The sequence below is a fragment of the Qipengyuania rhodophyticola genome, assembly GCF_042493225.1.
Classification (GTDB): domain Bacteria; phylum Pseudomonadota; class Alphaproteobacteria; order Sphingomonadales; family Sphingomonadaceae; genus Erythrobacter.
Window position 1 is genome coordinate 1,769,130 of the sequence record NZ_CP170454.1, and the last position, 22,931, is coordinate 1,792,060.

At 57.1% G+C, this 22,931-nt stretch carries 29 protein-coding genes; 12 read left to right on the forward strand and 17 right to left on the reverse strand.

Annotation, left to right across the window (positions count from 1 at the left end; genetic code table 11):
• From ACFCXQ_RS08335 to ACFCXQ_RS08350, 4 genes are all read right to left on the reverse strand, one after another.
• Complete coding sequence (locus tag ACFCXQ_RS08335; protein ID WP_379554600.1) at positions 1 to 897, reverse strand: alpha/beta fold hydrolase; 897 nt, start codon at positions 895 to 897, stop codon at positions 1 to 3.
• Positions 897 to 1,736 carry an SDR family NAD(P)-dependent oxidoreductase gene (locus tag ACFCXQ_RS08340; RefSeq protein ID WP_379549617.1) on the reverse strand — a complete coding sequence of 280 codons (840 nt, stop codon included), beginning with the start codon at positions 1,734 to 1,736 and terminating at the stop codon, positions 897 to 899. Before ACFCXQ_RS08340 ends, ACFCXQ_RS08335 begins: the two co-directional genes overlap by 1 nt.
• Positions 1,737 to 1,763: 27 nt before the next feature.
• The gene (locus tag ACFCXQ_RS08345) at positions 1,764 to 2,603 is read right to left on the reverse strand and encodes a helix-turn-helix domain-containing protein (RefSeq protein ID WP_379549619.1); all 840 of its coding nucleotides are present in this window, start codon (positions 2,601 to 2,603) and stop codon (positions 1,764 to 1,766) included.
• Positions 2,604 to 2,670: 67 nt separating this feature from the next.
• Complete coding sequence (locus tag ACFCXQ_RS08350) at positions 2,671 to 2,943, reverse strand: BolA family protein (protein WP_379549621.1); 273 nt, start codon at positions 2,941 to 2,943, stop codon at positions 2,671 to 2,673.
• Positions 2,944 to 3,001: 58 nt separating this feature from the next.
• On the opposite strand from ACFCXQ_RS08350, the gene ACFCXQ_RS08355 reads away from it, so the two are divergent.
• Entirely contained in the window at positions 3,002 to 3,595 is a 594-nt protein-coding gene (locus ACFCXQ_RS08355; protein WP_379554602.1) for a J domain-containing protein, read from the forward strand.
• A gap of 1 nt (position 3,596) precedes the next feature.
• Here the strand turns inward: ACFCXQ_RS08355 and ACFCXQ_RS08360 are convergent, their stop codons facing one another.
• The 3 genes from ACFCXQ_RS08360 to ACFCXQ_RS08370 all read right to left on the reverse strand — a co-directional run bounded on the left by ACFCXQ_RS08360 (position 3,597) and on the right by ACFCXQ_RS08370 (position 5,503).
• On the reverse strand, positions 3,597 to 4,226 hold the full coding sequence (locus ACFCXQ_RS08360; protein WP_379549623.1) for a glutathione S-transferase family protein: 630 nt from the start codon (positions 4,224 to 4,226) through the stop codon (positions 3,597 to 3,599).
• An 11-nt stretch (positions 4,227 to 4,237) separates the two neighbouring features.
• Complete coding sequence (locus ACFCXQ_RS08365; protein WP_379549624.1) at positions 4,238 to 4,594, reverse strand: DUF1428 domain-containing protein; 357 nt, start codon at positions 4,592 to 4,594, stop codon at positions 4,238 to 4,240.
• 66 nt (positions 4,595 to 4,660) lie between these two features.
• The gene (locus ACFCXQ_RS08370; protein ID WP_379549626.1) at positions 4,661 to 5,503 is read right to left on the reverse strand and encodes an oxygenase MpaB family protein; all 843 of its coding nucleotides are present in this window, start codon (positions 5,501 to 5,503) and stop codon (positions 4,661 to 4,663) included.
• Between the two features lie 85 nt (positions 5,504 to 5,588).
• Here ACFCXQ_RS08370 and ACFCXQ_RS08375 point away from each other — a divergent pair, with 85 nt between their 5' ends.
• Together ACFCXQ_RS08375 and ACFCXQ_RS08380 are read left to right on the forward strand one after the other, a co-directional pair.
• On the forward strand, positions 5,589 to 6,257 hold the full coding sequence (locus ACFCXQ_RS08375; RefSeq protein ID WP_379549628.1) for a cupin domain-containing protein: 669 nt from the start codon (positions 5,589 to 5,591) through the stop codon (positions 6,255 to 6,257).
• A gap of 71 nt (positions 6,258 to 6,328) precedes the next feature.
• Positions 6,329 to 7,321, forward strand: coding sequence for an AAA family ATPase (locus ACFCXQ_RS08380; protein WP_379554604.1), 993 nt, complete (start codon positions 6,329 to 6,331; stop codon positions 7,319 to 7,321).
• A gap of 83 nt (positions 7,322 to 7,404) precedes the next feature.
• Here ACFCXQ_RS08380 and ACFCXQ_RS08385 read toward each other — a convergent pair whose 3' ends face one another.
• Positions 7,405 to 8,028, reverse strand: coding sequence for a PEPxxWA-CTERM sorting domain-containing protein (locus ACFCXQ_RS08385; protein WP_379549629.1), 624 nt, complete (start codon positions 8,026 to 8,028; stop codon positions 7,405 to 7,407).
• 196 nt (positions 8,029 to 8,224) lie between these two features.
• On the opposite strand from ACFCXQ_RS08385, the gene ACFCXQ_RS08390 reads away from it, so the two are divergent.
• Entirely contained in the window at positions 8,225 to 10,423 is a 2,199-nt protein-coding gene (locus ACFCXQ_RS08390; RefSeq protein WP_379549631.1) for a transglycosylase domain-containing protein, read from the forward strand.
• Positions 10,424 to 10,438: 15 nt separating this feature from the next.
• On the opposite strand, the gene ACFCXQ_RS08395 is transcribed toward ACFCXQ_RS08390, so the two are convergent.
• Both ACFCXQ_RS08395 and ACFCXQ_RS08400 read right to left on the reverse strand, forming a co-directional pair.
• Positions 10,439 to 10,855 (reverse strand): PaaI family thioesterase, encoded by a 417-nt coding sequence (locus tag ACFCXQ_RS08395; protein WP_379549633.1) that lies wholly within the window; start codon positions 10,853 to 10,855, stop codon positions 10,439 to 10,441.
• Positions 10,848 to 11,315 carry a PaaI family thioesterase gene (locus ACFCXQ_RS08400; protein ID WP_379549635.1) on the reverse strand — a complete coding sequence of 156 codons (468 nt, stop codon included), beginning with the start codon at positions 11,313 to 11,315 and terminating at the stop codon, positions 10,848 to 10,850. Before ACFCXQ_RS08400 ends, ACFCXQ_RS08395 begins: the two co-directional genes overlap by 8 nt.
• 132 nt (positions 11,316 to 11,447) lie before the next feature.
• Here ACFCXQ_RS08400 and ACFCXQ_RS08405 point away from each other — a divergent pair, with 132 nt between their 5' ends.
• The 3 genes from ACFCXQ_RS08405 to ACFCXQ_RS08415 are packed head-to-tail and all read left to right on the forward strand — an operon-like array spanning position 11,448 to position 13,521.
• Positions 11,448 to 11,591, forward strand: coding sequence for a hypothetical protein (locus ACFCXQ_RS08405; protein WP_379549637.1), 144 nt, complete (start codon positions 11,448 to 11,450; stop codon positions 11,589 to 11,591).
• A 30-nt stretch (positions 11,592 to 11,621) separates the two neighbouring features.
• The gene (locus ACFCXQ_RS08410) at positions 11,622 to 12,578 is read left to right on the forward strand and encodes a hypothetical protein (protein ID WP_379549639.1); all 957 of its coding nucleotides are present in this window, start codon (positions 11,622 to 11,624) and stop codon (positions 12,576 to 12,578) included.
• Between the two features lie 37 nt (positions 12,579 to 12,615).
• Positions 12,616 to 13,521, forward strand: coding sequence for a transposase (locus tag ACFCXQ_RS08415; RefSeq protein WP_379549641.1), 906 nt, complete (start codon positions 12,616 to 12,618; stop codon positions 13,519 to 13,521).
• A 2-nt stretch (positions 13,522 to 13,523) separates the two neighbouring features.
• Here the strand turns inward: ACFCXQ_RS08415 and ruvX are convergent, their stop codons facing one another.
• The 7 genes from ruvX to pyrE are packed head-to-tail and all read right to left on the reverse strand — an operon-like array spanning position 13,524 to position 18,056.
• Positions 13,524 to 14,009 (reverse strand): Holliday junction resolvase RuvX, encoded by a 486-nt coding sequence (ruvX, locus tag ACFCXQ_RS08420; protein WP_379549643.1) that lies wholly within the window; start codon positions 14,007 to 14,009, stop codon positions 13,524 to 13,526.
• Positions 13,991 to 15,169, reverse strand: a complete 1,179-nt coding sequence (locus tag ACFCXQ_RS08425) for a DUF3089 domain-containing protein (protein WP_379549645.1) — start codon at positions 15,167 to 15,169, stop codon at positions 13,991 to 13,993. Before ACFCXQ_RS08425 ends, ruvX begins: the two co-directional genes overlap by 19 nt.
• 24 nt (positions 15,170 to 15,193) lie before the next feature.
• Positions 15,194 to 16,072 carry a signal peptidase I gene (gene lepB, locus ACFCXQ_RS08430; protein WP_379549647.1) on the reverse strand — a complete coding sequence of 293 codons (879 nt, stop codon included), beginning with the start codon at positions 16,070 to 16,072 and terminating at the stop codon, positions 15,194 to 15,196.
• Positions 16,069 to 16,473: a holo-ACP synthase gene (gene acpS / locus ACFCXQ_RS08435; RefSeq protein WP_379549649.1), complete on the reverse strand. Its 405-nt coding sequence runs from the start codon at positions 16,471 to 16,473 to the stop codon at positions 16,069 to 16,071. Before acpS ends, lepB begins: the two co-directional genes overlap by 4 nt.
• Entirely contained in the window at positions 16,470 to 16,739 is a 270-nt protein-coding gene (locus ACFCXQ_RS08440) for a pyridoxal phosphate biosynthetic protein (RefSeq protein WP_379549651.1), read from the reverse strand. Before ACFCXQ_RS08440 ends, acpS begins: the two co-directional genes overlap by 4 nt.
• Positions 16,736 to 17,476 (reverse strand): pyridoxine 5'-phosphate synthase, encoded by a 741-nt coding sequence (locus ACFCXQ_RS08445; protein ID WP_379549653.1) that lies wholly within the window; start codon positions 17,474 to 17,476, stop codon positions 16,736 to 16,738. Before ACFCXQ_RS08445 ends, ACFCXQ_RS08440 begins: the two co-directional genes overlap by 4 nt.
• 1 nt (position 17,477) lies before the next feature.
• Positions 17,478 to 18,056, reverse strand: a complete 579-nt coding sequence (gene pyrE / locus ACFCXQ_RS08450) for an orotate phosphoribosyltransferase (protein WP_379549654.1) — start codon at positions 18,054 to 18,056, stop codon at positions 17,478 to 17,480.
• A gap of 251 nt (positions 18,057 to 18,307) precedes the next feature.
• Between pyrE and coxB the strand changes: the two genes are divergently transcribed.
• The 5 genes from coxB to ACFCXQ_RS08475 all read left to right on the forward strand — a co-directional run bounded on the left by coxB (position 18,308) and on the right by ACFCXQ_RS08475 (position 22,917).
• Positions 18,308 to 19,345 carry a cytochrome c oxidase subunit II gene (gene coxB, locus ACFCXQ_RS08455; protein WP_425589410.1) on the forward strand — a complete coding sequence of 346 codons (1,038 nt, stop codon included), beginning with the start codon at positions 18,308 to 18,310 and terminating at the stop codon, positions 19,343 to 19,345.
• Positions 19,346 to 19,393: 48 nt separating this feature from the next.
• Complete coding sequence (gene ctaD / locus ACFCXQ_RS08460) at positions 19,394 to 21,115, forward strand: cytochrome c oxidase subunit I (RefSeq protein ID WP_379549658.1); 1,722 nt, start codon at positions 19,394 to 19,396, stop codon at positions 21,113 to 21,115.
• Between the two features lie 128 nt (positions 21,116 to 21,243).
• Complete coding sequence (locus tag ACFCXQ_RS08465) at positions 21,244 to 22,158, forward strand: heme o synthase (protein ID WP_379549660.1); 915 nt, start codon at positions 21,244 to 21,246, stop codon at positions 22,156 to 22,158.
• Positions 22,158 to 22,286, forward strand: a complete 129-nt coding sequence (locus tag ACFCXQ_RS08470; protein WP_379549662.1) for a hypothetical protein — start codon at positions 22,158 to 22,160, stop codon at positions 22,284 to 22,286. Before ACFCXQ_RS08465 ends, ACFCXQ_RS08470 begins: the two co-directional genes overlap by 1 nt.
• Position 22,287: 1 nt before the next feature.
• Positions 22,288 to 22,917 carry a cytochrome c oxidase assembly protein gene (locus ACFCXQ_RS08475; protein WP_379549664.1) on the forward strand — a complete coding sequence of 210 codons (630 nt, stop codon included), beginning with the start codon at positions 22,288 to 22,290 and terminating at the stop codon, positions 22,915 to 22,917.
• Positions 22,918 to 22,931: the final 14 nt, after the last annotated feature.

Sequence of the window (22,931 nt, forward strand, 5' to 3'; positions counted from 1 at the left end):
TCAAGGTTTTAGAAACGCGTCCATCGCGGCGTTAACAGCGTCCGGTGCTTCCCATGGCACAAAATGTCCGCAATTGGGCACTTCGACCAGCGTCATATTCTCCACAACTGTGTCTAGTCCATCCAAATTCTCGGCTGGCAGGGCGGTATCATCCAGCGCCCAAATCACGAGCGTTGGGATAGTTAGATTGGGCAGAGTTGGCGCCTCCCACCCTTCCGGCAATGCAAAAGGTGCTTCCATATCCGGCACATCAATCGCGCTCGCTCGGTACCAATTAAGCATGGCAATCGCTGCCTCACCATTGCTCCAATCTTGCCTCAGCAAGTCGCGCTCTGCAGGTTCCATCGCATCGTCATTCTGCCAATTGGTCACGCGCTCTAACAATGCGCCAAGGCCCTGTTCCCGCACCAACGCGTCATTGGCAGTGTCGCGAAAATCACGGATATATTGGCTTGCCTCGCGCTGATTATGATTGGTGTAGAGGAGCTTTTGAAAAATCAATGGATGCGGCGCATTGGCGATGATCGCGCGCACCACCATTCCCATTTCTTGGCCCCGCAAAGCCACGCCCCAGGCAATCGCACCGCCCCAATCATGGCCGACAATGGTGAATTCCTTGAGGCCAAGGGCGGCTGCCAAATGAAAGATATCGCCAATCAACTCGCTTGCATCATAGGCCTCCACCCCTTCTGGGCGCGATGAGCCGCGATAGCCGCGTTGATCAGGCGCAATGCAGCGATAACGGTCTGACAGATGCGCGATTTGATGCCGCCATGTACGGTGATTTTCCGGAAAGCCATGCAAGAAAATGAGTGCGGGTGCATCACGCGGTCCCTCGTCGACCACATCAAGCTCAATCCCATTCGCGAGCGTTATGCGGGTTTGGTGAAGCTCGATCACCCGTCTTCTTCCATTCGGTCCATATAGCCGCTTGCGACCATGGCCGCGACTTGATCAAACAGCGCGTCTGGCGTGCGGCGCATTTCGCCCATTTGCTCTTCCATGCCGCGCGCAATGATGATCTCGCGCTTCCCTGCCGCTATTCCATCGATCATGATCTGGGCAGCCTCGTTGGACGGGATCCCTTCATCAATGACCTTGTCGCTGCGCCCGCGCGCGCTGCCATCTGCGGTCAAGGCATTGCGACTGACATTAGTAGCGACAGATCCGGGATAGACGACATGCACGTTCACACCGTTTAGCGAGAGCTCACCGCGGAGCGCGTCGGCATATCCGGCAAGGCCAAATTTCGCTGCGCAATAGGCGGTGCGCATAGGCACGCCGACTTTGCCTGCAATGGATGAGATAAAGGTGAGGCCGCCCGGTTGCCCGTTTTCGGCGCGCTCTGCCATATGGCCGATTAACCCCTGAGAGAATGCGATTTGCGCGGTGAGGTCGATATCGATGACGTCGCGGTAGACTTGCATATCGGTCTTCAATGCGCGGCTGCGCTGTGAAACACCGGCATTGGCGACGGCATGATCGACGCCGCCTTTCCACGCGATGGCTTGTGCGATTGCGGCGTTCAAAGCGCTGTCATCGCGCACGTCAAAGGGCAGGGTGAGCGTATCCGTGTCACACTCGCTCGCTACCTCGGCAAGCCGCGCCTCGTCCCGGCCCGACAGGATTAGATTGGCGCCGCGCGCCGCCCATTCCCGCGCAAGGCTCGCGCCAATTCCCGATGAAGCCCCTGTAATCCAAACGGTCTCTCCAGCGAAATCCACGGTGTCGCTCATGGGGCTCTCCTCAATCCTTGAAACGTCTCAATCCTCGTACAGGCTTTCTTGGCGCAATTTCAAACCCGCAGTTTGCAAAGGAGTCATTGCCTCTTTGAATTCTTTGGGCGTCATTTTGGTAAAGCGCTTAAATTCGCGGTTGAGATGCGACTGATCGTAATAGCGCAGCTCCGCCAAATCCGTATCTGAGGGGCTGGAGAACCCTCTGATCGCGGTCGCGATATCAAGGAACCGGCTACGCCGCAAAACTGCCTTGGGTGTTAAGCCAAATGAGGCTTTGCAGCGGCGGCCAATTTGCCGGGTGGAGAGACCGATCTGCTCAGCCGCTTGTTCAATGCGGATAGTGCTGTTCGTGCGGGCGATTTTCTCAAAATGCGCCATCTTTTCGTCAGGTTCTGGATTGCCGACGGTCTCGATCCGGTCGAGGATGAAGTGCTCCATTGCTGCGATTTTGCCCGCATCATCATCTGCTGTCTGAACCGCTGCGCACATCTCGGTTGCACGCACGCCATGAACATCCTCAAGCGGGATCAATTTGTCTTTGAATTCAAAATGGGGCCGGCGGGCCAAGCAATGCCAAGCGCTGGGCCGGATCGCGAAGCCCGCAACAGCAAAGCTGCCTTGGACGCGCACACGAAAAGGAAATTCGTTCGATCCGAACATTAGTGTTTTGCTTGGGTTCGACCATTCGCCCGGTGCCACTTCGCCGCGCCAGTCGCCCTTCAGCAAGCATCGGACAAAGGCCGTTTCCGCCAGCAGAAAGTCTTCGATGACAAATTCATCAGGTAGCTCAGCCTCAAACACGTAGAAGCGTCGGATATAAGGGCGCAGCTGGTCAGATGGGCAATATGTGCGGGAAAGCATCATCGTGCACACCCCAACCGGCGCGGCTCAATATACCGATGCGACGACCCCATGTTACCCCAATCTCGCCCTAGTCCTCCGGCGAACTTGCCTTTATCGCAAGTGCATGCACGCGTTCGCCCGGAATGTCACCTAGGGCTTTGTTGATCATTCGCTGGCGGTCCAGTCTTGAGACACCTGTGAATGCAGCCGATTCGATCTCAATTGTGAAGTGCGACTCGCCGCTGCCATCATCGCCAGTGTGCCCATGGTGCGCCGCGCTGTCATTGGTGATGACCAGACCCGAGGGGGCAAATGCCTCGGTCAAGAGCGCGTGCATTTCAGCTTCGACCTGTCCGGCCATGAATAGGTTCTCCTTTTGGGGCTTCCCTAACCCGCTTTTGATCACCATCCTAGTGGCTATGAAAACCAGCAGGTTCCATGGACGTCACGAAGACCAAGGCACAGTCTGCGCGCATCCCACCTGTCAGAAGCCAGGCGAGTTTCGCGCGCCGAGCGGAGCAGGCCATTCGTTTGACGGGCCGGGCGGTTGGCGCTGGCTATGTCTGGAGCATGTCCGCGAGTTCAACGCTGGATATGACTGGTTCGAGGGCATGAATGCGGAGGAGATACTCGCCGCACAAGGGCCAGCGGCGGGCTGGCGCACCGAAAGCCCATCATTCCGACCCACTGCCGGGGTCGATGGCATGCCGCGCTGGGCCGATTTCGATGATCCGCTTGATGCGATCTCTGCGCGGGCAAACGGGATAAAAAGCCGCGCTCAGCGCGAGGCGACCATGGCGATGGACGGGCGGTTCTCGAAAGAGGAGGTCGAGGCTTTGGAGGCCATGGGCCTGGGCCTTGAGGCAGATCGCCAGAGTTTGCGGCGGCGATACTCAGAGCTGGTACGGCGCTATCACCCGGACCGCAACGGCGGCGACCGGCAATTTGAGGCGCGCCTCAATAAGGTAGTCGAGGCGTACCAATTGCTCAGGAAAAGTAGGGCGCTAGTCTAACTTAGCTGGGTGATGTGGGCATGTGTTCCGCGCATTCTGCCTCTGTCTGTTTATACGCGTCGCGAGCGCGGACACGTTCAGCATAGGCCTGAAATAACGGACGATCAGGCAATGTGCCGAAGCGTAGGCCCCAATCGACTTGAGAACCGACATACACGTCGGCCATGGTGAACCGATCGCCGCAGACAAAGTCGCCATCGCTCAGGAGTACTTCCAGTGTATCCATCGCCTTCGTGTAATTGCCAAAGCCTAGCATGGCCTCTTTCTGCGGATCGTCCGCCTTCCAACCCATCGAGTCAGAAACCAGTGCCTGCTCAACCGGGCCTGAAACGTAGAACAACAGACGGTAGTATGCCGCGCGTTCCTCGGCGGTCGGCAATAAACCCGCATCGGGCGACACCTCGGCGAGATAGTGACAAACCGCCGCGCATTCGGTGATCACATGATCCCTGCCGTCCAAATGATGGATCAGCGTGGGGACTTTGCCGAGCGGATTAACATCCAGCAGTGCCTGAGGCTTGTTATCCCACTCGACCAATTGCAGATCAAAGTCAGCGCCGACTTCGTTGAGCGCCCACCAAGCGACCCAGGCGCGGCTCATCGGATTGGCGAAGAATGTGAAGTCAGCCATGCGTAAGCTCCCTAGTCGCGGCCGCTGGTGTAAATCGGTTTGAAACCGCCATAGATCAGGCGGGTTCCCGCAAAAGGTATCTCTTCGGGCATCTTCATCTCGGGATCATTTTGCATCTCTTGCGCTGCTTTCTCGCAAGTTTCCTGGTCCGGCCAGATCGCCCAGGAAAACACTATCTTTTCGCCATCCTCAGCCTTAACCGCTTTGCGAAAGTCGGTGTTCGTTCCTTCCTTCACATCTTCCTCGATGGTCTCGACAATTTCGAGTGCGCCATACTTGCGAAAAAGCTCGCCGGCTTCCTGAGCCATTTTCGCGTATGCTTCTTCCTTGCCCGGCAGGACTGGAACCACAAAACCCTGAATGTACATAATCTGTCTCCCAATGGAGGTCATGATATCAGCAGGACAGGGAAAAACCATGGCAATCTGGCGATGTCACGTCTGGCGAAAGGCCCAACGCAAAGTCTTGCCCATACCCCATGTGGCAGCGCGCGCGGGTAGGGCGGCAAGGCCCGGACGCTCAAGTGCCAACATTGACCGGGCGAAGGATGGCAAGAGCGCTACAGCCTCAGTTCCGAGCAGTGCCTGTGCGACTGGCGGCGCTCCCTTGGGGCGCTGATTGAGCACCAGATCGGCGACTTCGCGCGCCTCGGGGCTACTGCTCAGCTCGCTGCGAAATTCGAGAAATAGGGCGTCTGCCTCGCGCCGCGTGATTGGCACCGGGTCAGCGCCCAGCTTGCGCGCAATGATTGCGAACTGACGATAATATTCGTCCTGCTCATGAGTTGGCATATCAGGACGGACATGGCGGAGGTAAGCGGCGAGGAAGCTCGTTGCTTCGGCTACATGCACCCAAGCGAGCGTGCGCGGATCGCTCGCGGCATATTCCGTGCCATCAGGCAGATTGCCCGTCACTTGACGGTGGATCAGATTGACCCGCTCAATTGCGGCTTGTGCATCGTCGCGGTGACCAAAGGTTGTGATCGCAATGAACCGCGCGGTGCGCCTGAGCCGCCCATGCATATCCTCGCGAAAATTGGAATGGTCGAGCACGCCTTGCAAAGCGCTAGGATGGAGCATCTGGATAAGCAGGCTGCGTATCCCGCCCACCATCATCCCCACCACATCGGCGTGGACCAAGCGGATTGGGGTATCGCGCTCAAACAGAGCCTCATCGGAAGGCGGCACAGGCTGCTGTCCGCTATCCACATCGTTGAATACTGAACGCACACTGGAGACCAGTCGCTGGCGAAACATCTCTGAGGGGCGAGGCGGCATGGGGTTACCCTATGGAAAGCGCTGGCTCTTGGCGAGAGGGGAATGCACCCCACATGGGCGGAGTAGTGTGCGTTGGAGCGGTATTATGGAAGTAAACGCTGATTTCTCGAAGGTCGTCGCGGTAAGCACCGCTGAGCTCGATTGGGTCCCGTCGCCTATGAAGGGTGTTGACCGGCGCATGCTAGACCGGATCGGCGATGAGGTTGCGCGGGCGACCTCGATTGTGCGCTATGCTCCGGGGAGTGAATTCCCCGAGCATACGCATTCGGGCGGCGAGGAGTTCATTGTCCTGGAGGGTGTCTTCCAGGACGAGCATGGCGACTATCCCGCGGGCACTTATATCCGCAATCCAATCGGCACGCATCACGTCCCAAGGTCAGAGCCTGGATGCACAATCTTCGTTAAACTGTGGCAGTTTGCGCCTGACGATACGAAACAGTTCAGTGTTGATCTCGGTGCGCTTGACTTTGGCGATCCGAAGGACGGTGTCGCCAGCACGGTGATCCACTCCGTTCCGGGCGAGACCGTAGCAGCTGAGTTATGGGATGTTGGCGCGGTGCAGAGCGTTTCCGACCCCGATGGCGTCGAAATTCTTGTGCTTGATGGCTCGCTGCAATCGCCAGAAGGCGAGCTTAGGAAACATGACTGGCTGCGTTTGCCGCGCGGTGCTTCGACTCAGCTAACTGCGGGTCCCGATGGCGCGTTCGTCTGGCGTAAATCTGGGCATCTTGGCTCAATCACCATCCCGCGATAGCGAAATTTGTCGGCATGTGAGGCATTAGGTGATTGCGGGGCACGTCGGAGCCGTCTAACCCGCTCACCGATATGAACGAAATGACTGACAAGAGCTTCGATTCCCGCGACAAGACCGTTTTGGCTGCGCCCGACACCGTCGTCGATGTGCGCGAGGTTTTCGGCATTGATATTGACTGGAAAGTGCCCGCATTTTCCAAGCCTGATGAGCGTACGCCAGACCTCGATGAAAGCTATGTGTTCGATCCCGACACGACGCTCGCGATCCTTGCCGGGTTTGCGCATGATCGGCGGGTGATGGTTCAGGGCTATCACGGCACAGGTAAGTCGACGCATATTGAGCAGGTTGCCGCGCGGCTCAATTGGCCGTGTATTCGGATCAACCTCGACGCGCATATCAGCCGTATTGATCTGGTCGGGCGCGATGCGATTGTGCTGCGCGATGGCTTGCAGGTCACCGAGTTCCGGGAAGGGCTGTTGCCCTGGGCATTGCAGCATCCCGTTGCGTTGGTGTTTGACGAATATGATGCGGGCCGCCCCGATGTAATGTTCGTGATCCAACGCGTGCTCGAACAACAGGGCAAGCTGACCCTGCTCGATCAGAACCGCGTTATCCGCCCGGATGCGAACTTCCGGCTGTTTGCGACAGCCAACACGGTGGGTCTTGGCGACACGAGCGGGCTGTATCACGGTACGCAGGCGATCAACCAAGGCCAGATGGACCGCTGGAACATTGTGGTCGGCCTCAATTATCTGCCTGCCGATGTTGAGCAGGATATTGTAGCGGCCAAGAACCCCGATACCGACCCAGAAGTGCTCGCCAATATGATCAAGGTCGCAGATTTCTCGCGCCAAGGCTTCATCAATGGCGATATTTCAACTGTAATGAGCCCGCGTACGGTGATCACCTGGGCGCAGAATTACGCCATCTTCAAGGACGTTGGCTTTTCTTTCCGCCTGTCCTTCCTCAACAAATGCGATGAGGAAGAGCGGATGTTGGTCGCCGAATATTACCAGCGCGTCTTTGGCGAAGATTTGCCCGAAAGCGTGGTTAGCAAGGGCTGAGTTCAGTTCGAGCTAACCCACTGGACAAACAAAAAGGCGCGCCGCCCAGTTTGGGTAGCGCGCCTTTTTTGCAGTGAAGCGGATCAGGCGTAGCTGACGCTCGCCTTGCGTACCTTGCCCTGACGCATGCTCGCGCCGATTGCACCAAAGCCGAGGATCATCAGCAGCCATGTACCTGGCTCTGGAACTGCACCGGCCCCCGTGATGAAGTTGAGCGACCAACCAGCAAGCGCTCCTTGGTCACCGCCCGCATTGTCAGAAATGGTAAGTGTCCATGTGCCTGCGGTGCTCGCGCCAGCAAATGCGGAGAGCGGATCTTGAGATTGGAAGCTACCCTCTGGAATAGTGCCAAGGCCGCCAGTCTCTGAAAATGGATCGGAAGCGAGGTCATCGAAGGTGTAAACGCCGTCGAGATCGTCGCTATTGCCGAAAGTGAGTGGTGGAACGCCTGGACGATCAAACAGTGTTACCGTGGTGGTGCCATTGCTGAGCGTCGCAATTAGGTCTCCTAGGTACGTATGCTGAATATCGAGCGATACCGTGAGCGACTCAATCGTCTCATTCGCTGCAACAACAATGTCGCTACTCGCGGACTGATTGTCGTCGATGTCGAAGCCGCCGCCGGTTTCGACGAGCTCAGCGGCCATTGCCGGTGTCGCGAGTGCGCAAGCGAGCGAAAATGCGGTAAGCCTTGCAAATGCAATCATCGTGTAAACTCCCCATGATAAGCGCGGCTAGTTTTACACCTTGTTCAGCATAATGACCAGTACCATGTTTTAGAGCGAGGTCTTCTTGTCCCATTCTGAAACAAATATGCATTTTCAAACCGAGTTCTCCCGTTCTGAGGATGCCCTTGCGAGGGGCGTTGCATCTACTGTGTTGTTAAGTTAACACAGCGATGCCATGACGTTTCTCGCCCGTATCTTGCGCAAAAAGAGCCCTGAGTCAGAGTATGAACTTGGGCACCACCCGCACGGCGGCTATTATTCGCTGCATGATGATGGCGACGATGGATTCATCGCATCGACTACGCGATCATCCAAGCCTTCCTATGATGATTGGGATGCGCGGCTTGACCGACTCGATACGCATTTCAAGCGCGAGGATGAGCGTCGCAAAACCCGCTGGTGGCAGCCCTCGCATTGGCGCGAGCGGCGCAAACGCTGGTGGGCGGTACGAATCATTGCCGCCGTGCTGTTACTTTTCATCGCACTGATCGGATGGCTCGCCTTCACTGCACCGCTCAACAAGTCGCTCGAGCCGATTGCCCCGCCGCAAATTACTTTGCTGGCCGCTAATGGAACGCCGATCGCCCGCAACGGGGCGATCACTGATGAGCCGGTGGTGATTGATGAGCTTCCCCCGCATGTGGTGGAGGCATTTCTCTCGATTGAGGACCGGCGGTTCTACTCTCATTGGGGCGTTGATCCGCGTGGGCTTGGCCGAGCGGTCTGGGCGCGCGTGTCAGGCGGACCGATGCAGGGCGGGTCGACCATCACTCAGCAGCTCGCGAAATTCACCTTCCTTACGCCGGATCAGACGCTCAGCCGCAAAGCGCGCGAAATGCTGATCGCGTTTTGGCTGGAAAGCTGGCTGACCAAGGATGAGATACTCGCGCGCTACCTCTCCAACGCCTATTTCGGCGATAATGTGTACGGTATTCGCGCGGCGAGCCTACACTTCTTTTATCGCAAGCCAGAGAACCTCACGCGCTCGCAAGCAGCGATGTTGGCGGGGCTCGTTCAGGCGCCCTCGCGCTTCAATCCGGTCAAGCATTACGAGCGGGCCGAGCGCCGGATGAAGATGGTCGTCAATGCGATGGTTGCGGCGGGCTATATCACTGAAGCAGAAGCTGCAGGAATCCGTTCACCCGCGCTCGACGTGCGCCTCAAGAGCGATTTGCCAACGGGTACCTATTTCGCTGATTGGGCCTTGCCGCAAGCGCGCGAGCGTTCCGAAGGTGGTTACGCGCGGCAGACTTTGACGACGACGCTGGATGCGAGGCTTCAAACATTGGCACGCCGCGTGACATCAGGTGCCAAGCTGGGCGGGGCGCAAGTGGCTTTGGTGGCGATGCGGCCCAATGGCGAGGTGGTCGCTATGGTTGGTGGCAAGGATTACCGGGCCAGCCCATTCAACCGCGCGACGCAGGCTCAGCGCCAGTCAGGCTCGACGATTAAGACTTTCGTGTATTTGGCAGCCTTACGCGATGGCTGGAGCCCGCAAAGTACGATTGCCAATACCGAGATTACCGAAGGCAGCTATCGTCCGCGCAATGCCAATGGGCGTTACTCTGAAGAGATCACCCTGCGCGATGCGCTGGCGCAATCGAGCAATGTCGCCACCGTTCGCCTGTTCAATGCGATTGGCTCTGAAAAGGTTATAGCGACAGCGCGCGATTTTGGGATTGGTGATGATCTGCCCAAGGGCGATCCGAGTATTGCGCTGGGATCAACCAGTATGAGCCTGATTGAGTTGACCTCAGCCTATGCAGGGCTTGCGGGCAACGCGTTTCCGATTGAAGCAACCGGATTTGCCCGCGAAGAGCGCAGCTGGTGGGACGAGCTTTGGGACGGCCCGGATAGCCTCTCCGAAAGTACACATGAAGACATGGAAGACATGCTGCGCCACGCGATCAATGGCGGCACTGGGCGGGCGGCGATGCTCGCGGGTCCCAATTACGGCAAGACCGGTACCAGCCAGAATAACCGTGATGCATTGTTTGTGGGATATGCTGAGGGTCTGGTGGTCGGTGTGTGGATTGGCAATGATGATAACAGCCCGCTTGATGGGATCACAGGCGGCGGATTACCTGCGCGTATCTGGCGCGATTTTATGCGTCAGGCGGTGGTGAGCAAACCTGACCCGGCCCGCACTACCGAGCAGCAAGACGATCCGGGTGGGCCAATTGAACCGCTTGATGTACCGGAGCTTGAAGATATCCCGATCGGAGATGATAGCCGGTTGAGGATCCGCGATGGGGAGGTGATCCTCAGTACTGAGATCGAGGGTGTGCCGCTCGAGATCGTGCTGGGAGAAGAAGGTGTCGAAATTGATGCAGAGGAGATTGAGCGCGCATTGGAACAGGCGTCCGAGCGCTAGCCTCGACAAGCAAGCCTAGGCTGCGTCTGGCTGAACAATCATCACATTCATAATCGCTGCGGCAATGGGTTTTTCGCGATTGTTCTGCCAGGCTTCTACGCTGATATTAGCAGTGCGGCGCCCCAATTTGACAATGCGGCCACTGGAAAAGCTTGTTTCCAGATTGCCCGCGCGCAGGAATTGAACGGTGATATTGATGGGCTTGAGCCGCGCGGTCTCTGCTTCTTTGCCCAATGCTGCACGCAATGTTGCGTAGCCCGCCGTTTCCAGCAATCCGCTAATCGCGCCGCCATGCAATGCGCCGGGCCTGCCAGACAGGCGGTCGGCATACTCCGCGCGCAAGATCGGAGTCGTGCCTTCCCAGCGATCAAACGCTACACCAAGCGAGCGGGCATAGGGCGTCAGCAGAGAGGTTTCTGGTGCCTCAGTCATTGCTTGGCGTCCCGCTGGGCATTTTTTGGTTTGACTTAATCGTCATGAATACGCCCAAGATCCGCGCAAGCGGATCATCGGGATCACCATCATGGGCAAACCCCCTAACGAAGGCAGCGGATTTGGTCAGCCGGTAGCACTGCGAGTGCCCAAACACGCTGGCCTTGGCACGCGCCGGGCGGATGTAATCCACCCGCAGATCAAGCGTGGCGATTGCGGTGAACTCTTGCTTCCGATTCCAGATGGCGAGGCCGCTGGCCATATCCATAAGGCTGATAATCGGACCAGACGCCAGCACACTATCACCGTCCTGACCGATCAGATCTTCGCGCCAGGGTAGCTCAAGCTCGACCCAATCATCACCGTGTTTGCAATAGGTTAAGCCGAGCCAGCCATTATGGGCTCGCGCCGTCAGGAACTGGGCGGCAACTGCCGGGTCAAAGGCTTGCGGATCAGGCATAATTCAATTCGTCTGGCCGCCGCGCGCCGCGATTACAATGTTTTAATTTCCACGCGAGCCAAGCTCTCGTCATCTTTCTTCGCACCAAGCACGGCATGCTGCCGCGCTTGTCAGTTAGAGCGGAGAAACTCAATGAGCTTACCAAAACTTGAATTGGATACGCTGCCCAATCTTGACAATGCCTCAGGCGTTTTCGGCAGCATGTCCGATGTTGCCACGGTCAGTGCCGATGACCGTGTCGTTATCATCATGGTCTACATTTACGATTCTCAATGATCATGTTGCCCCGCAATCAGGCACACCACCATGCGGATTGATCCCATCTTGCAGGCGCTGCGGGGAAACCCCACTCCGCAGCGCCGTGCGCAGCGCGCAGTCGAGGGGGCCAAAGAAGCATGGAAACGCCACGAGGATGTTGCTCTCATGCTAGAGGAACTTGAGGCTTATGGAGTAGGCGCTTCCCTTGATCACTGCCCGATGCTCGACAGCGTCATTAACGAGCCCCATCGTGCCGCCATTTTGGTGAACGATTTGTGCAGTCGCATGGGCAAAGCGCTCGATAACGAGCCGCTTGGGCAAGTCCCGTTTCGCCACCAGTATGCTGGCGGAATTTCGGTTGTCCAATTGGCTGAGTACGGCCGGGCAGCGCTTTCCCTCGTGTGCTACGAAAGACTGCTCGAAGACCGACGCGAGACGGCGCAGACGGTGTGCTTTGTAGGCGGTGAGCGGCATGAGATTTACCTCGCGGGGTCTGCTTCATCAGAGATCATTGAGATTATCGAAGAGCATAGCGATCACGCGGTTTTGGATCGGCGCAGCGAGACGTTGGCCGCTGGCGGTACACTGTCGATAACGGGCGAACGGATGACCAAGCTTGTGCGCAATGTGCATGGACGGTTGGTCATGCTGCGCCTTTCGCGTGCGCCCGCGCAGCCGCAAACCGCACGCGAGTTTCGCCTCGACAATGGCCAGCTGGTCCACCGGGCCAGCGGCCAGCGCGAGGAAAGTCGCCTAGAACTTGCAATGGCTTTGCTGGGGCAAATGGGTCGCACTGATGCAGCGGATGCGCTCGAAGATATCGCGTTTAAGGGTAGCGATCACATACGCTGGCAAGCCCTTCGCACATGCTTGTCGCTGGATACTGCGCGGGGATTTGCAGCGCTCTCGCGCATTGCTTCGAACCCGGCTGACAGCCTTAGCGAGGTTGCTGGTAGCCTGCGCGCAAGCTTGATCGAAGCGCACCCCCAGCTCAGCCAAATTTAATTGCTTTCCCAACTCTTGAACCGGAAAAGGACTAGTCATGCCGCGCCTGCTCTCTTGTGATGACAGCGAAAGTTATGAGATTGCCGATTGCGTCGATGATCTTGGCGATCGCGGACTTGATCTTCAGGATGAGGAGGGCATTGCAAAGGGCACACGCGCTCTAAGGCGTCTAGCGAACAATCGCACCTTTCTGGGCGATATGCTTGTCAGCCAGTTGCGTGATCGCCACCGCCAGATTGGAGAGACGACCGCATATGGCCCGCAAGCTATAGTCTTGTCGAAAATGAGAGGTGGTTGCTTCTTAAGAGCAAACATTTGGCCTTCGGGCCGCGATGCGTGCTTTCAGGCGAGCGGGAGCAAGGCCTTCGTTTATGGCGTACCGCATGATCACAATTTCAGCTTCCTAACTGCTGGCTATCTCGGACCCGGTTATGCGAGCGATTATTACGAATATGATTACGCAGAAACTGCAGGTTTTATTGGCGAGAAACCTGGGTTGAAATTCGTAGAACGGAGCGCGCTCGAAGAGGGCAAAATGATGCTATACCGCGCGCACCGGGACATTCATTCGCAACTACTGCCGGAAAGCATGTCAGTCTCCCTCAATGTGATGCATATCCATCCCGCGCAGGGTTGGTTTGATCAATATGGTTTTGAGCTAGAAACTGGTGAGATCACCGCTGTGCTCAATCCTACATCGACTGAGTGTTTTTTGCGCTGCGCGATTGGGCTGGGCGGCGATGAGGCTTTGGACCTCGCGGAGCACTTTGGCCGAACGCATCCGAGCGATCGATTGCGCCTTGCCAGCTATGAGGCGCGTGCGCTCTTGCTAGATGACGCTGAGCAGGTCGATGCCTTGTGGGGGGAGGCGGAGGGTAGCGGCAGTGCGATGCTTTCCGGCGAAGCAAAGGCGCGGCGGTATGCTCTGGAACCTGCGGAGTAAGTCTAAAGGACGCCGCCTGCCAGCCGGTCGATAGCGCCTTGCAAAATGACAGCGGCAGCGTGGCTATCGATCTTCTCTGCGCGTTTGGCCCGGCTCATGTCCTGTCCAATCATTGCTGCATCGGCGCTGGCGGTGGACCAGCGCTCGTCCCACAACAGAATTGGCAGTCCGAGCGCCTCTGACAGATTGCGAGCATAGGCGCGGGTGGATTGGACACGCGGACCTTCGCTCCCATCCATGTTGCGCGGTAGGCCAATGATGATGCCAACCGCGCCGCGTTGCTGTGTCAGCTCGCGCAATTTTCCGCAATCCTTGCTGAACTTGCCGCGTGGCAGCGTGCTTCCCGCAGTGGCAAAGCGCCATCCGGCATCACAGGTCGCAACGCCTATCGTCTTGGTGCCAAGATCCAGCGCGAGCAACACTCCGCCGTCGGGCAGCCCTGCGCCAAATTCCTGCGCGTCGTCCGTGATCAGCGCGCTGTCGTCCATGCCGACACGCGGCGCACCACGTCCTCTTGAAGGTTCGCCCAGAACAGCGGGATGTCATAGACGTGATAATTGTTGCCCGGCAGCACGCCTTGGCCCACGCGTGGAGGATTGCCGATGATGAGCAAACCTTCCTCATCACAGCGAGCCGGTACTGCCTCGGGCACCAATTCGGCTGAAGAGAAATCATCATTGGGCACGAGTGTACCGAGATTGGCGCTCTCTGGCGCTTCTCCGCCTGCCGTTCCCGTTAGCGGATTGACGCATAGGATCGGGCCATCCCCGCGTGAGCCGCCCGTCATGCTATCTGTGGCCTGATAGCGATCCATGAGCATGGAAGAATCTGGATTATTCGCAAAACTTAGCCATGTGGTGAGGCACCCAGCCTGATTGGGATCGCTACACGCAGGTAGGGGTAGGGCAGGCAGATCATCCTCAACCGAAATCGGCCAGCCAATCGGGTAGGCAGCGGCGATGCGCGCCTCTAGCGAGGTGCCGGCAATCTCTTCTCGCAGCAGGCGCAGGATGTGAAGCGAGCCTTGGCTGTGTCCGGCAATTACAATCGGCTGATCCGCATCAATGCTGTCAGCAAAATATCGGAAGGCCTCACGAACATCGCCATAGGCTGCGTCAATCGCCTGACCGGCCTCGGCCTGATCAGTCAGGAATGCGCCTGCAACCGCTTGACGATAGCGTGGTGCCCAGATTTCATCGGCACGGTTGAAGGCGCTGGCCATGCCGCGCAGGAACAGGCGGGCACGATCCTCGGCTTCATCGTCGCCAAGCGGCGCATTCCAGAGCGCATCCTCAGTCAGGGCAAGCGGAATGTAGCTGGTCGGATGAACGAAAAAGACGGCGAATTCGGTGGTATCGCTTTGGCCTGCGGGTGCTTCGGACGCATTGTCTTGACCGTCCTGTGCTTCAGCTCCCGGAGCATAGGCGGGCTGATAGCGCGATGGGTCATTCACTCCGATGCCAGGGCGCGAATACCACATCGCTGGATCTTCATAAGCGTTGGCGGCAAGCGCTTCCTGCTCAACGAATTCACCGCGCGGAACGAGCGCAATCTCGGTCGCCTCTCGTGACCAGATCGCCAGCGCAATCACGCCCGCTATGCACGCGACGATTATCACCGCGATTATGTAGAGAAATTTGCGTGCCATATCCGGCGCCTGATTTCCTCGTGCTTACTCGCTATCCGTCTCCGCGACGGCTGGGCGCAGAGTGGTCCAGGCCCGGCCATCGCGCATGGATGTAAACCAGCTGATCGGGTTCCAATTGGTAGTGCCATCCAGCGAGAACGTAATAAACTCCGCACGCCCTCCGATATTCTCTAGCGGGACTGCGCCGCCAAGGCCCTGTGCCAAAACGCTGGCCCGGCTATCTGCAGAATGGTCGCGGTTGTCGCCCATAACAAAGACATGATCCGCCGGTACTGTAATCGGATCAAAGTTATCGAGCCCCTGATTGGTGTGATCAATAATCAGATAGCTTGCACCATTGGGCAGGGTTTCGCGGTAAATTGGCATTTCGCACACCGCATTGCCCGCTTCATCGGTGGTTTTCATGCCAGGATAGTCGAACGCGCTACACGGCGAGTTGAGATCTACTGGTATCTCAATCTCTGGCTCAACGGCTTGCGGGACGGGCTCTCCATTGAGGATGATCTGGCCATTGCGTACCGCGATTGTGTCGCCGGGCAGAGCGACCACACGCTTTATGTAATCCTCATCGCGTTCAGGATGCACCGGGATAACGATATCGCCATATTCAGGCGTATCGGCCCAAATGCGCCAGTCGCTGCGCGGCGCAAGATGGAAGCTGATTGATGACCAGTTCCAGCCATAAGGATACTTGCTAACGATCAGCCGGTCGCCCTTGAGGAGGCTTGGCATCATCGATTCAGAGGGAATGTAAAACGGCTTTGCAATGAAACTGTGCACGCCGACCACTGCGAGGAGCATCAGAGCCAGCCCGCGAATTTCGGCAAACCAATTAATCGGCTCTTCGGCTGAGCCTGCGTTGTTTTTCTCTGTGTCAGTCACGGTCTGGATATCTGCGCTCATGATTTTGGGATCGCCTCGATAATCACAAAGGCCTGAGCCCATGGGTGATCGTCTGTGAGGGTAAGATGAATGTGCGCCTCATGGCCCGCCGGGATCATTTCTGCAAGCCGCTTTGCTGCGCCGCCTCCCAGCGCCAGCGTGGGCGCGCCTGATGGAGCGTTCACAACGCCAATGTCTTTCATAAAGACACCGCGGCGAAATCCGGTTCCCACTGCTTTGGAAAAGGCTTCTTTCGCGGCGAAGCGTTTGGCATAGGTGCCCGCGATGGTGAAGGGGCGTTTGCGCGCTTTGGCGCGCTCGATCTCTGTAAAGACACGGTTTTCAAAGCGCTCGCCGAAGCGGCCAAGCGAGTTTTCGATCCGCTCAATATTGCATAAGTCTGATCCAAGCCCGATGATCATGAAGCCCTCACAATCAGCATAACCAGCAAAGCCAGCACCATGTAGTTGAGCAACACCTGCGACTTGAACAGATAATGCGTCAAATCGCCTTTCGCGAGCTTCAATGAGCCAGCATATCCAAACACTTGTAGCGCTGGCCAGCCGAGCGCGAAAGCGACCATCACCCTGTTATTAAGGGCAAATCCAAGAAGTCCAATGCTCAGCAGAAATGGAATGATGGCCATGATCGCCCAGCTCGTCTGCGCAGGATCGCTTTTGACGCTCACCTTGCGTCGTCCATCAGCTCGCGCATTTTTGTGACGGCGGCCTCCAGCCCGACAAAGACAGCCTCGCCCACCAGATAATGCCCGATATTCAGTTCGGCGACTTGCGGGATAGCCGCAATCGGCTGAACATTCTCGTAAGTCAGGCCATGCCCCGCATGCGGCTCAATTCCGTTTTTCGCGGCCAGTGCTGACATATCGCTTATGCGCTTCAGCTCGCTTGCGACGCGCTCCTGATCACCATCGAGATGCGCATGGGCATATTCACCGGTGTGAAACTCGACCACAGGCGCGCCGAGACGAAGCGCGGCATCAAGCTGGCGTTCTTCCGCTTCGATAAATAGGCTAACGCGGATCCCTGCATCTTTCAGCGCGCTAACGATAGGCACCAGCGTGTTATGGAGACCTGCCGCATCAAGACCGCCTTCGGTTGTGCGTTCCTCGCGCTTTTCCGGCACAATGCAGGCCGCATGCGGATTATGCCGAAGCGCGATCTCCAGCATTTCCTCGGTGGCGGCCATTTCCAGATTGAGCGGCAGATCGGTCGCGTCCTGAATTCGCTGTAAATCCGCATCGCGGATATGGCGCCGGTCTTCTCTAAGATGGGCGGTAATGCCATCACCGCCCACGGCCGCGACGATTTCCGCTGCGCGCACAGGATCGGGATGGTCGCCGCCGCGCGCATTGCGGATGGTCGCCACGTGATCGATGTTTACGCCAAGGCGAAGTGGTGCGTTCATATCAGCTCCGACTGCCCGGCTTGGTCACCGGGATTGCCGCAAGCTCTTCGGGTAGTTCATTATCGCTATAGCTGGGGAAAGATATCCCGATGAGCGGGAAGAAGGGCACGCCCAGATCAACTTCACCAGCCGAGCGATCAACCAGCGATACCTCGGCGATGACTTCGCCGCCCTCCTTCACGACCGCCGCGATTGCTTCGCGACTCGAAAGTCCCGTTGTGACTACATCTTCAACCATCAAGACTTTAGCGCCGGGCTCCAGACGGAATCCGCGGCGAAGGTGAAATTCGCCCTCGGGCCGTTCCAGAAACACCGCGTCTTTCTCAAGCGCGCGGCCCATTTCATGACCGATAATGATCCCGCCCATCGCCGGGCTTACCACTAAATCAATCTCTGCGCGGATCTCGCGCGGGATCTTTTGAGCTAGGGCGCGTGCGAGTCGCGCCCCGCGATCTGGGTTCATAAGAACCCGAGCGCATTGTAAGTAGTGACCACTATGCCGCCCTGATGAGAGCTTGAAATGCCCTTCGAGCAAAGCTTCGCTGGCACGGAATTCTGCGAGGATTTCTTCGTCTGTCATAGGAGCGTTCAAAGCCGCTTGTCCTCGATAGTGCAAGAGACTTATGCACTGGAAAACGTCGATTTGTGAGGCCGTCGCTTGAATCTTCGACAAGGAAGGTTGCGTATTTTTCTTAGCCTACCGCTTGAGGCATAGCGCAACCCTGTTATAGGCGCTGCGATAAATCGCGAAGGGTGACGGTGCTGAACAGGCACTTAAATCCAACAATCCGGGCAAACGCCCGCCATGATAATAAAGTGACAGCAGAACATATGAGCATGTCGACATCATCATTATCAGCCGGCCGCAACAAGGCATTGACCTTGCTACTTGGTCTTATCGCTGGTTTTGCAATCCTGTTTTCAAGCAGTCTGGCAAATGCGCAAGAAACCGCCGCGCCAGAAGCTCTGCCTGAGGTTCCAGCAGAAGCTGTGACGGCTGAAGCTGCTGAGCCTGCCGCCACCGGTGGCTATGTGCCGATGGCGCCGACCGAGGGCAAAGGCATGCCAACCGCATATGAAGATGATGCGATGAAGAGCCTGACTTTCCAGGATCAATATTCTGCCAATGGCGAATATGCTCTTTGGATGCATGACTATATCCTGCTGCCGGTCATCACCGTCATCAGCCTGTTTGTTCTCGGCCTCTTGCTGTGGGTGGCTATTCGCTATCGCAAGGCTGCAAACCCAACGCCGTCCAAGACCACGCACAACACGCTGATCGAAGTGATTTGGACGGGTGTTCCGGTGATCATTCTGCTGGTCATCGCGGTTCCGTCGATTGATCTGCTGGCGCGGCAATATGAAACGCCGCCTGAAGAAGCGGTGACGATTAAAGCGACCGGCTATCAGTGGTATTGGACATACACTTATCCTGACCACGGCGAGATTGAGATTGTCTCGAACATGCTGGATGAAGAAACTGCTGATGCGCGCGGCGAGCCTTATCAACTGGCTGTCGACAATCGCATGGTCGTTCCCGCGGGCGTGCCGCTACGCGTGCAGACAACCGCCGCTGATGTCATCCACGCATTTGCTGTACCAAGTCTTTGGTTCAAGATTGATGCGGTTCCAGGCCGTCTGAACGAGCGCCTGCTGGTGATTGATGAGCCGGGCGTGTATTACGGCCAATGCTCTGAGCTGTGCGGTGCGCGTCATGCTTATATGCCGATCACAGTTGAAGCGCTGCCGATGGAACAGTTTGAAGCTTGGGTCCGCGAGAATGGCGGCGAAGTACCCGGCGATGCGATCGCTGAAGCAGAAACAACTGACGAAGCGGCGACAGACGAAGCCGCTGACGAAAACGCATAATTTTTTAGCGCCCAATTGAACTAGCGCTGACGAGAGAGACTGATCACGATGGCAACGACTGCTGACACATTCCAGGCCCACGGTGACGATCACGCACATGATGCGGATCACAAGCCCGGATTTTTCGCCCGCTGGTTCATGTCCACGAACCACAAAGACATCGGTACGCTGTATCTGATTTTCGCGATTTGTGCAGGGATCATCGGCGGTGCGATTTCCGGCATCATGCGGATGGAACTTGCTGCGCCGGGCATCCAGTATCTTGGCTGGTGGGCCGAGTTTATGGGCGCAGAAGCAGGCGACATCAACGCCTCGCTGCACATGTGGAACGTGTTCATCACGGCTCACGGCCTGATCATGGTCTTCTTTATGGTTATGCCGGCGATGATTGGCGGATTTGGTAACTGGTTTGTGCCGCTGATGATTGGCGCGCCGGACATGGCCTTCCCGCGCATGAACAACATCTCGTTCTGGCTGACTGTTGCTGGTTTTGTCAGCCTGCTGTTCTCGCTATTTGTACCGGGCGGCACCGGGCCAGGCGCTGGTGTTGGCTGGACGGTTTATGCGCCGCTCTCAACCACTGGGTCAGTCGGTCCTGCGGTCGATTTTGCGATCTTCTCGCTTCACTTGGCGGGCGCGGGTTCGATCCTCGGGGCTACCAACTTCATCACCACCATTTTTAACATGCGTGCGCCGGGCATGACCCTGCATAAAATGCCGCTGTTTGTATGGTCGGTATTGGTCACAGCGTTCCTGCTACTGCTGGCGCTTCCGGTGCTTGCGGCCGCGATCACCATGCTGCTGACCGACCGTAACTTCGGCACGACATTCTTCGACCCAGCTGGCGGCGGTGACCCCGTGCTCTATCAGCACCTGTTCTGGTTCTTCGGCCACCCAGAGGTCTACATTATGATCCTGCCAGGCTTCGGCATGGTCTCTCAGATCGTCGCAACCTTCAGCCGCAAGCCTGTGTTTGGCTATCTCGGCATGGCCTATGCGATGGTCGCGATCGGCGTGGTTGGCTTCATCGTGTGGGCGCACCACATGTACACCGTCGGTCTCGACGTAAATACGAAGATGTATTTCACGGCGGCGACCATGGTCATCGCGGTGCCGACGGGCGTGAAGATATTTAGCTGGATTGCCACCATGTGGGGCGGTTCGCTTGAGTTCAAATCGCCAATGGTGTGGGCGCTCGGCTTCATCTTCCTGTTCACCGTTGGCGGTGTGACGGGCGTGGTGCTCGCGAATGGCGGTATCGATGATAACCTCCACGACACCTATTATGTGGTTGCTCACTTCCACTACGTTCTGTCCATGGGCGCGGTCTTCTCACTCTTTGCGGGTTTCTACTACTGGTTCCCGAAGATGAGCGGCCGGATGCACTCAGAGCTATTGTCTCACCTGCATTTCTGGGTGTTCTTCATCGGCGTGAACATCATCTTCTTCCCGCAGCACTTCCTCGGGATGCAAGGTATGCCGCGCCGCTATCCTGACTATGCCGAGGCTTACACGTTCTGGAACGAAGTCAGTACCTTTGGCTATGCCGTCATGGCGGTCTCAATGCTGATCTTCTTCGTCAATCTTGCTTACGCATTTATCGCGGGCAAGAAGGCTGCGGACAACCCATGGGGTGAAGGGGCGACGACGCTTGAGTGGACATTGTCTAGCCCACCGCCGTTCCACCAGTTTGAGACGCTGCCGGTGATTGAGGATCATCACGATTATCACGATCACATGCCGCGTGAAGAGAGGCCTTCCCCGGCATAAGCAGTCTTTTAATCGGAGCTCTGCGGGATCGGAGCCCCTGACGCGGACAAGAATTTGGGGAGGCGCATCGCGAGGTGCGCCTTTCCGCATATTGAGAGAGCGGGCTAGGCAGTCTGCGCATAAGAACAATGACTACAGCAAGGACGCAAACTTTACCGGCAGATTGGCGCGACTTTTACGCGCTGACGAAACCGCGTGTGATGACGCTGGTGATCTTCACTGGCCTCTGCGGCCTGCTGGCAGCGCCCGGCAATATCAACCCAGTGCTCGGCTTTAGCGCGATCCTGTGCATCGCAATGGGTGCTAGCGGTGCTGCGGCGCTCAACATGTGGTGGGAAGCTGACATAGATGCGGGTATGAAGCGGACTGCTGCTAGGCCCCTCCCATCGGGACGGATGCGGCCGGATGATGCCCGAGATTTTGGCATTGTGCTTTCGGGATTTTCGGTTGGTATTATGGGGCTAGCTGTTGGCTGGTTAGCGGCGGCTTTGCTGGCATTTTCGATATTCTACTACGCGGTGATCTACACGATGTGGCTTAAGCCGCGCACGCCGCAGAATATCGTGATCGGTGGCGGGGCAGGCGCATTTCCCCCACTGATCGGATGGGTTGCGGTTACTGGCGAGATTACCGCCATGCCGATCCTTCTGTTTGCGATCATCTTCATGTGGACGCCGCCGCATTTCTGGGCACTCGCCCTGTTTGTGAAGATTGACTATGAGAAAGTTGGCATTCCGATGATGCCAGTCGCCAAGGGCGAAAAATCCACGCGTATCCAGATCATCGTTTATTCCGCTCTGCTTTTGCCGATTGCGGCTGCGCCATGGTTCATCGGCGGCACCGGCGCAGTATATGGTATTGCGGCGCTTGCGCTGAGCGGTGCATTTGTTGCGCTTTCCATTCCCGTCGCGTTCCGGCAATCAGCATCGGGCGATACGATGAAGCCGGAAAAGCGCCTCTTTGCGTTCAGCATTGTCTATCTGTTCGCACTGTTCGCGGCTTTGGTTGTTGATGCGCTGCTGCGCCAAAACGGGTTGCTGTAATGACACCTGAAGAAGAAACCGAGTTCAAACGTCGCCGTAAGGGCCGCAATCTCGTGCTCGGCGGCCTGCTGATATTCTTTGTCGTACTGTTTTATGCGATCACCATCGCACGGATCGGAGCGCAATAGGATGAGCGGCGATCTAACCGCCCCCTCGCTTGAAGAGCGCAATACACGCACTGGCGCATTTGCCTTTGTGGGGGCTTTGGCGATGCTCGGCATGGGCTATGCTGCGGTGCCGCTCTATGAGATATTTTGCCAAGTTACCGGTTTTGGCGGCACAACTCAGCGCGCAAGCGAAAGCGAGGCTGATGCGGCGGCACGGATGGCTGCGATTGCGGGCGCCGAGCCGATTTCGATCCGCTTTGATGCCAGTACATCGAACCAAGTGCCGTGGACCTTCCGTCCAGAACAATCGACCGATACCGTAACGATCGGCCAGCGCGATATGGCCTTCTACATCGCTAAGAATAACAGCGATGTGCCGATTACGGGCACCGCGACGTTCAATGTCGAGCCGGAGCAAACCGGGCAGTATTTCAACAAGATCCAGTGTTTTTGCTTTGTTGAACAGACTTTGCAGCCTGGCGAAGAGATTCGAATGCCGGTGCTCTATTTCATCGATCCGAAAATCTTGGAAGATGAGAATGCGAAGGATGTGGAGCAGATCACTTTGTCATACACCTTTCACCGGGCAATAGACCAAAGCGCCGCAGCGCAAGCTAGCGCTGGCGAAAGCGGTTCAGGGGATGAAAGTTAATCAGGACTCATACA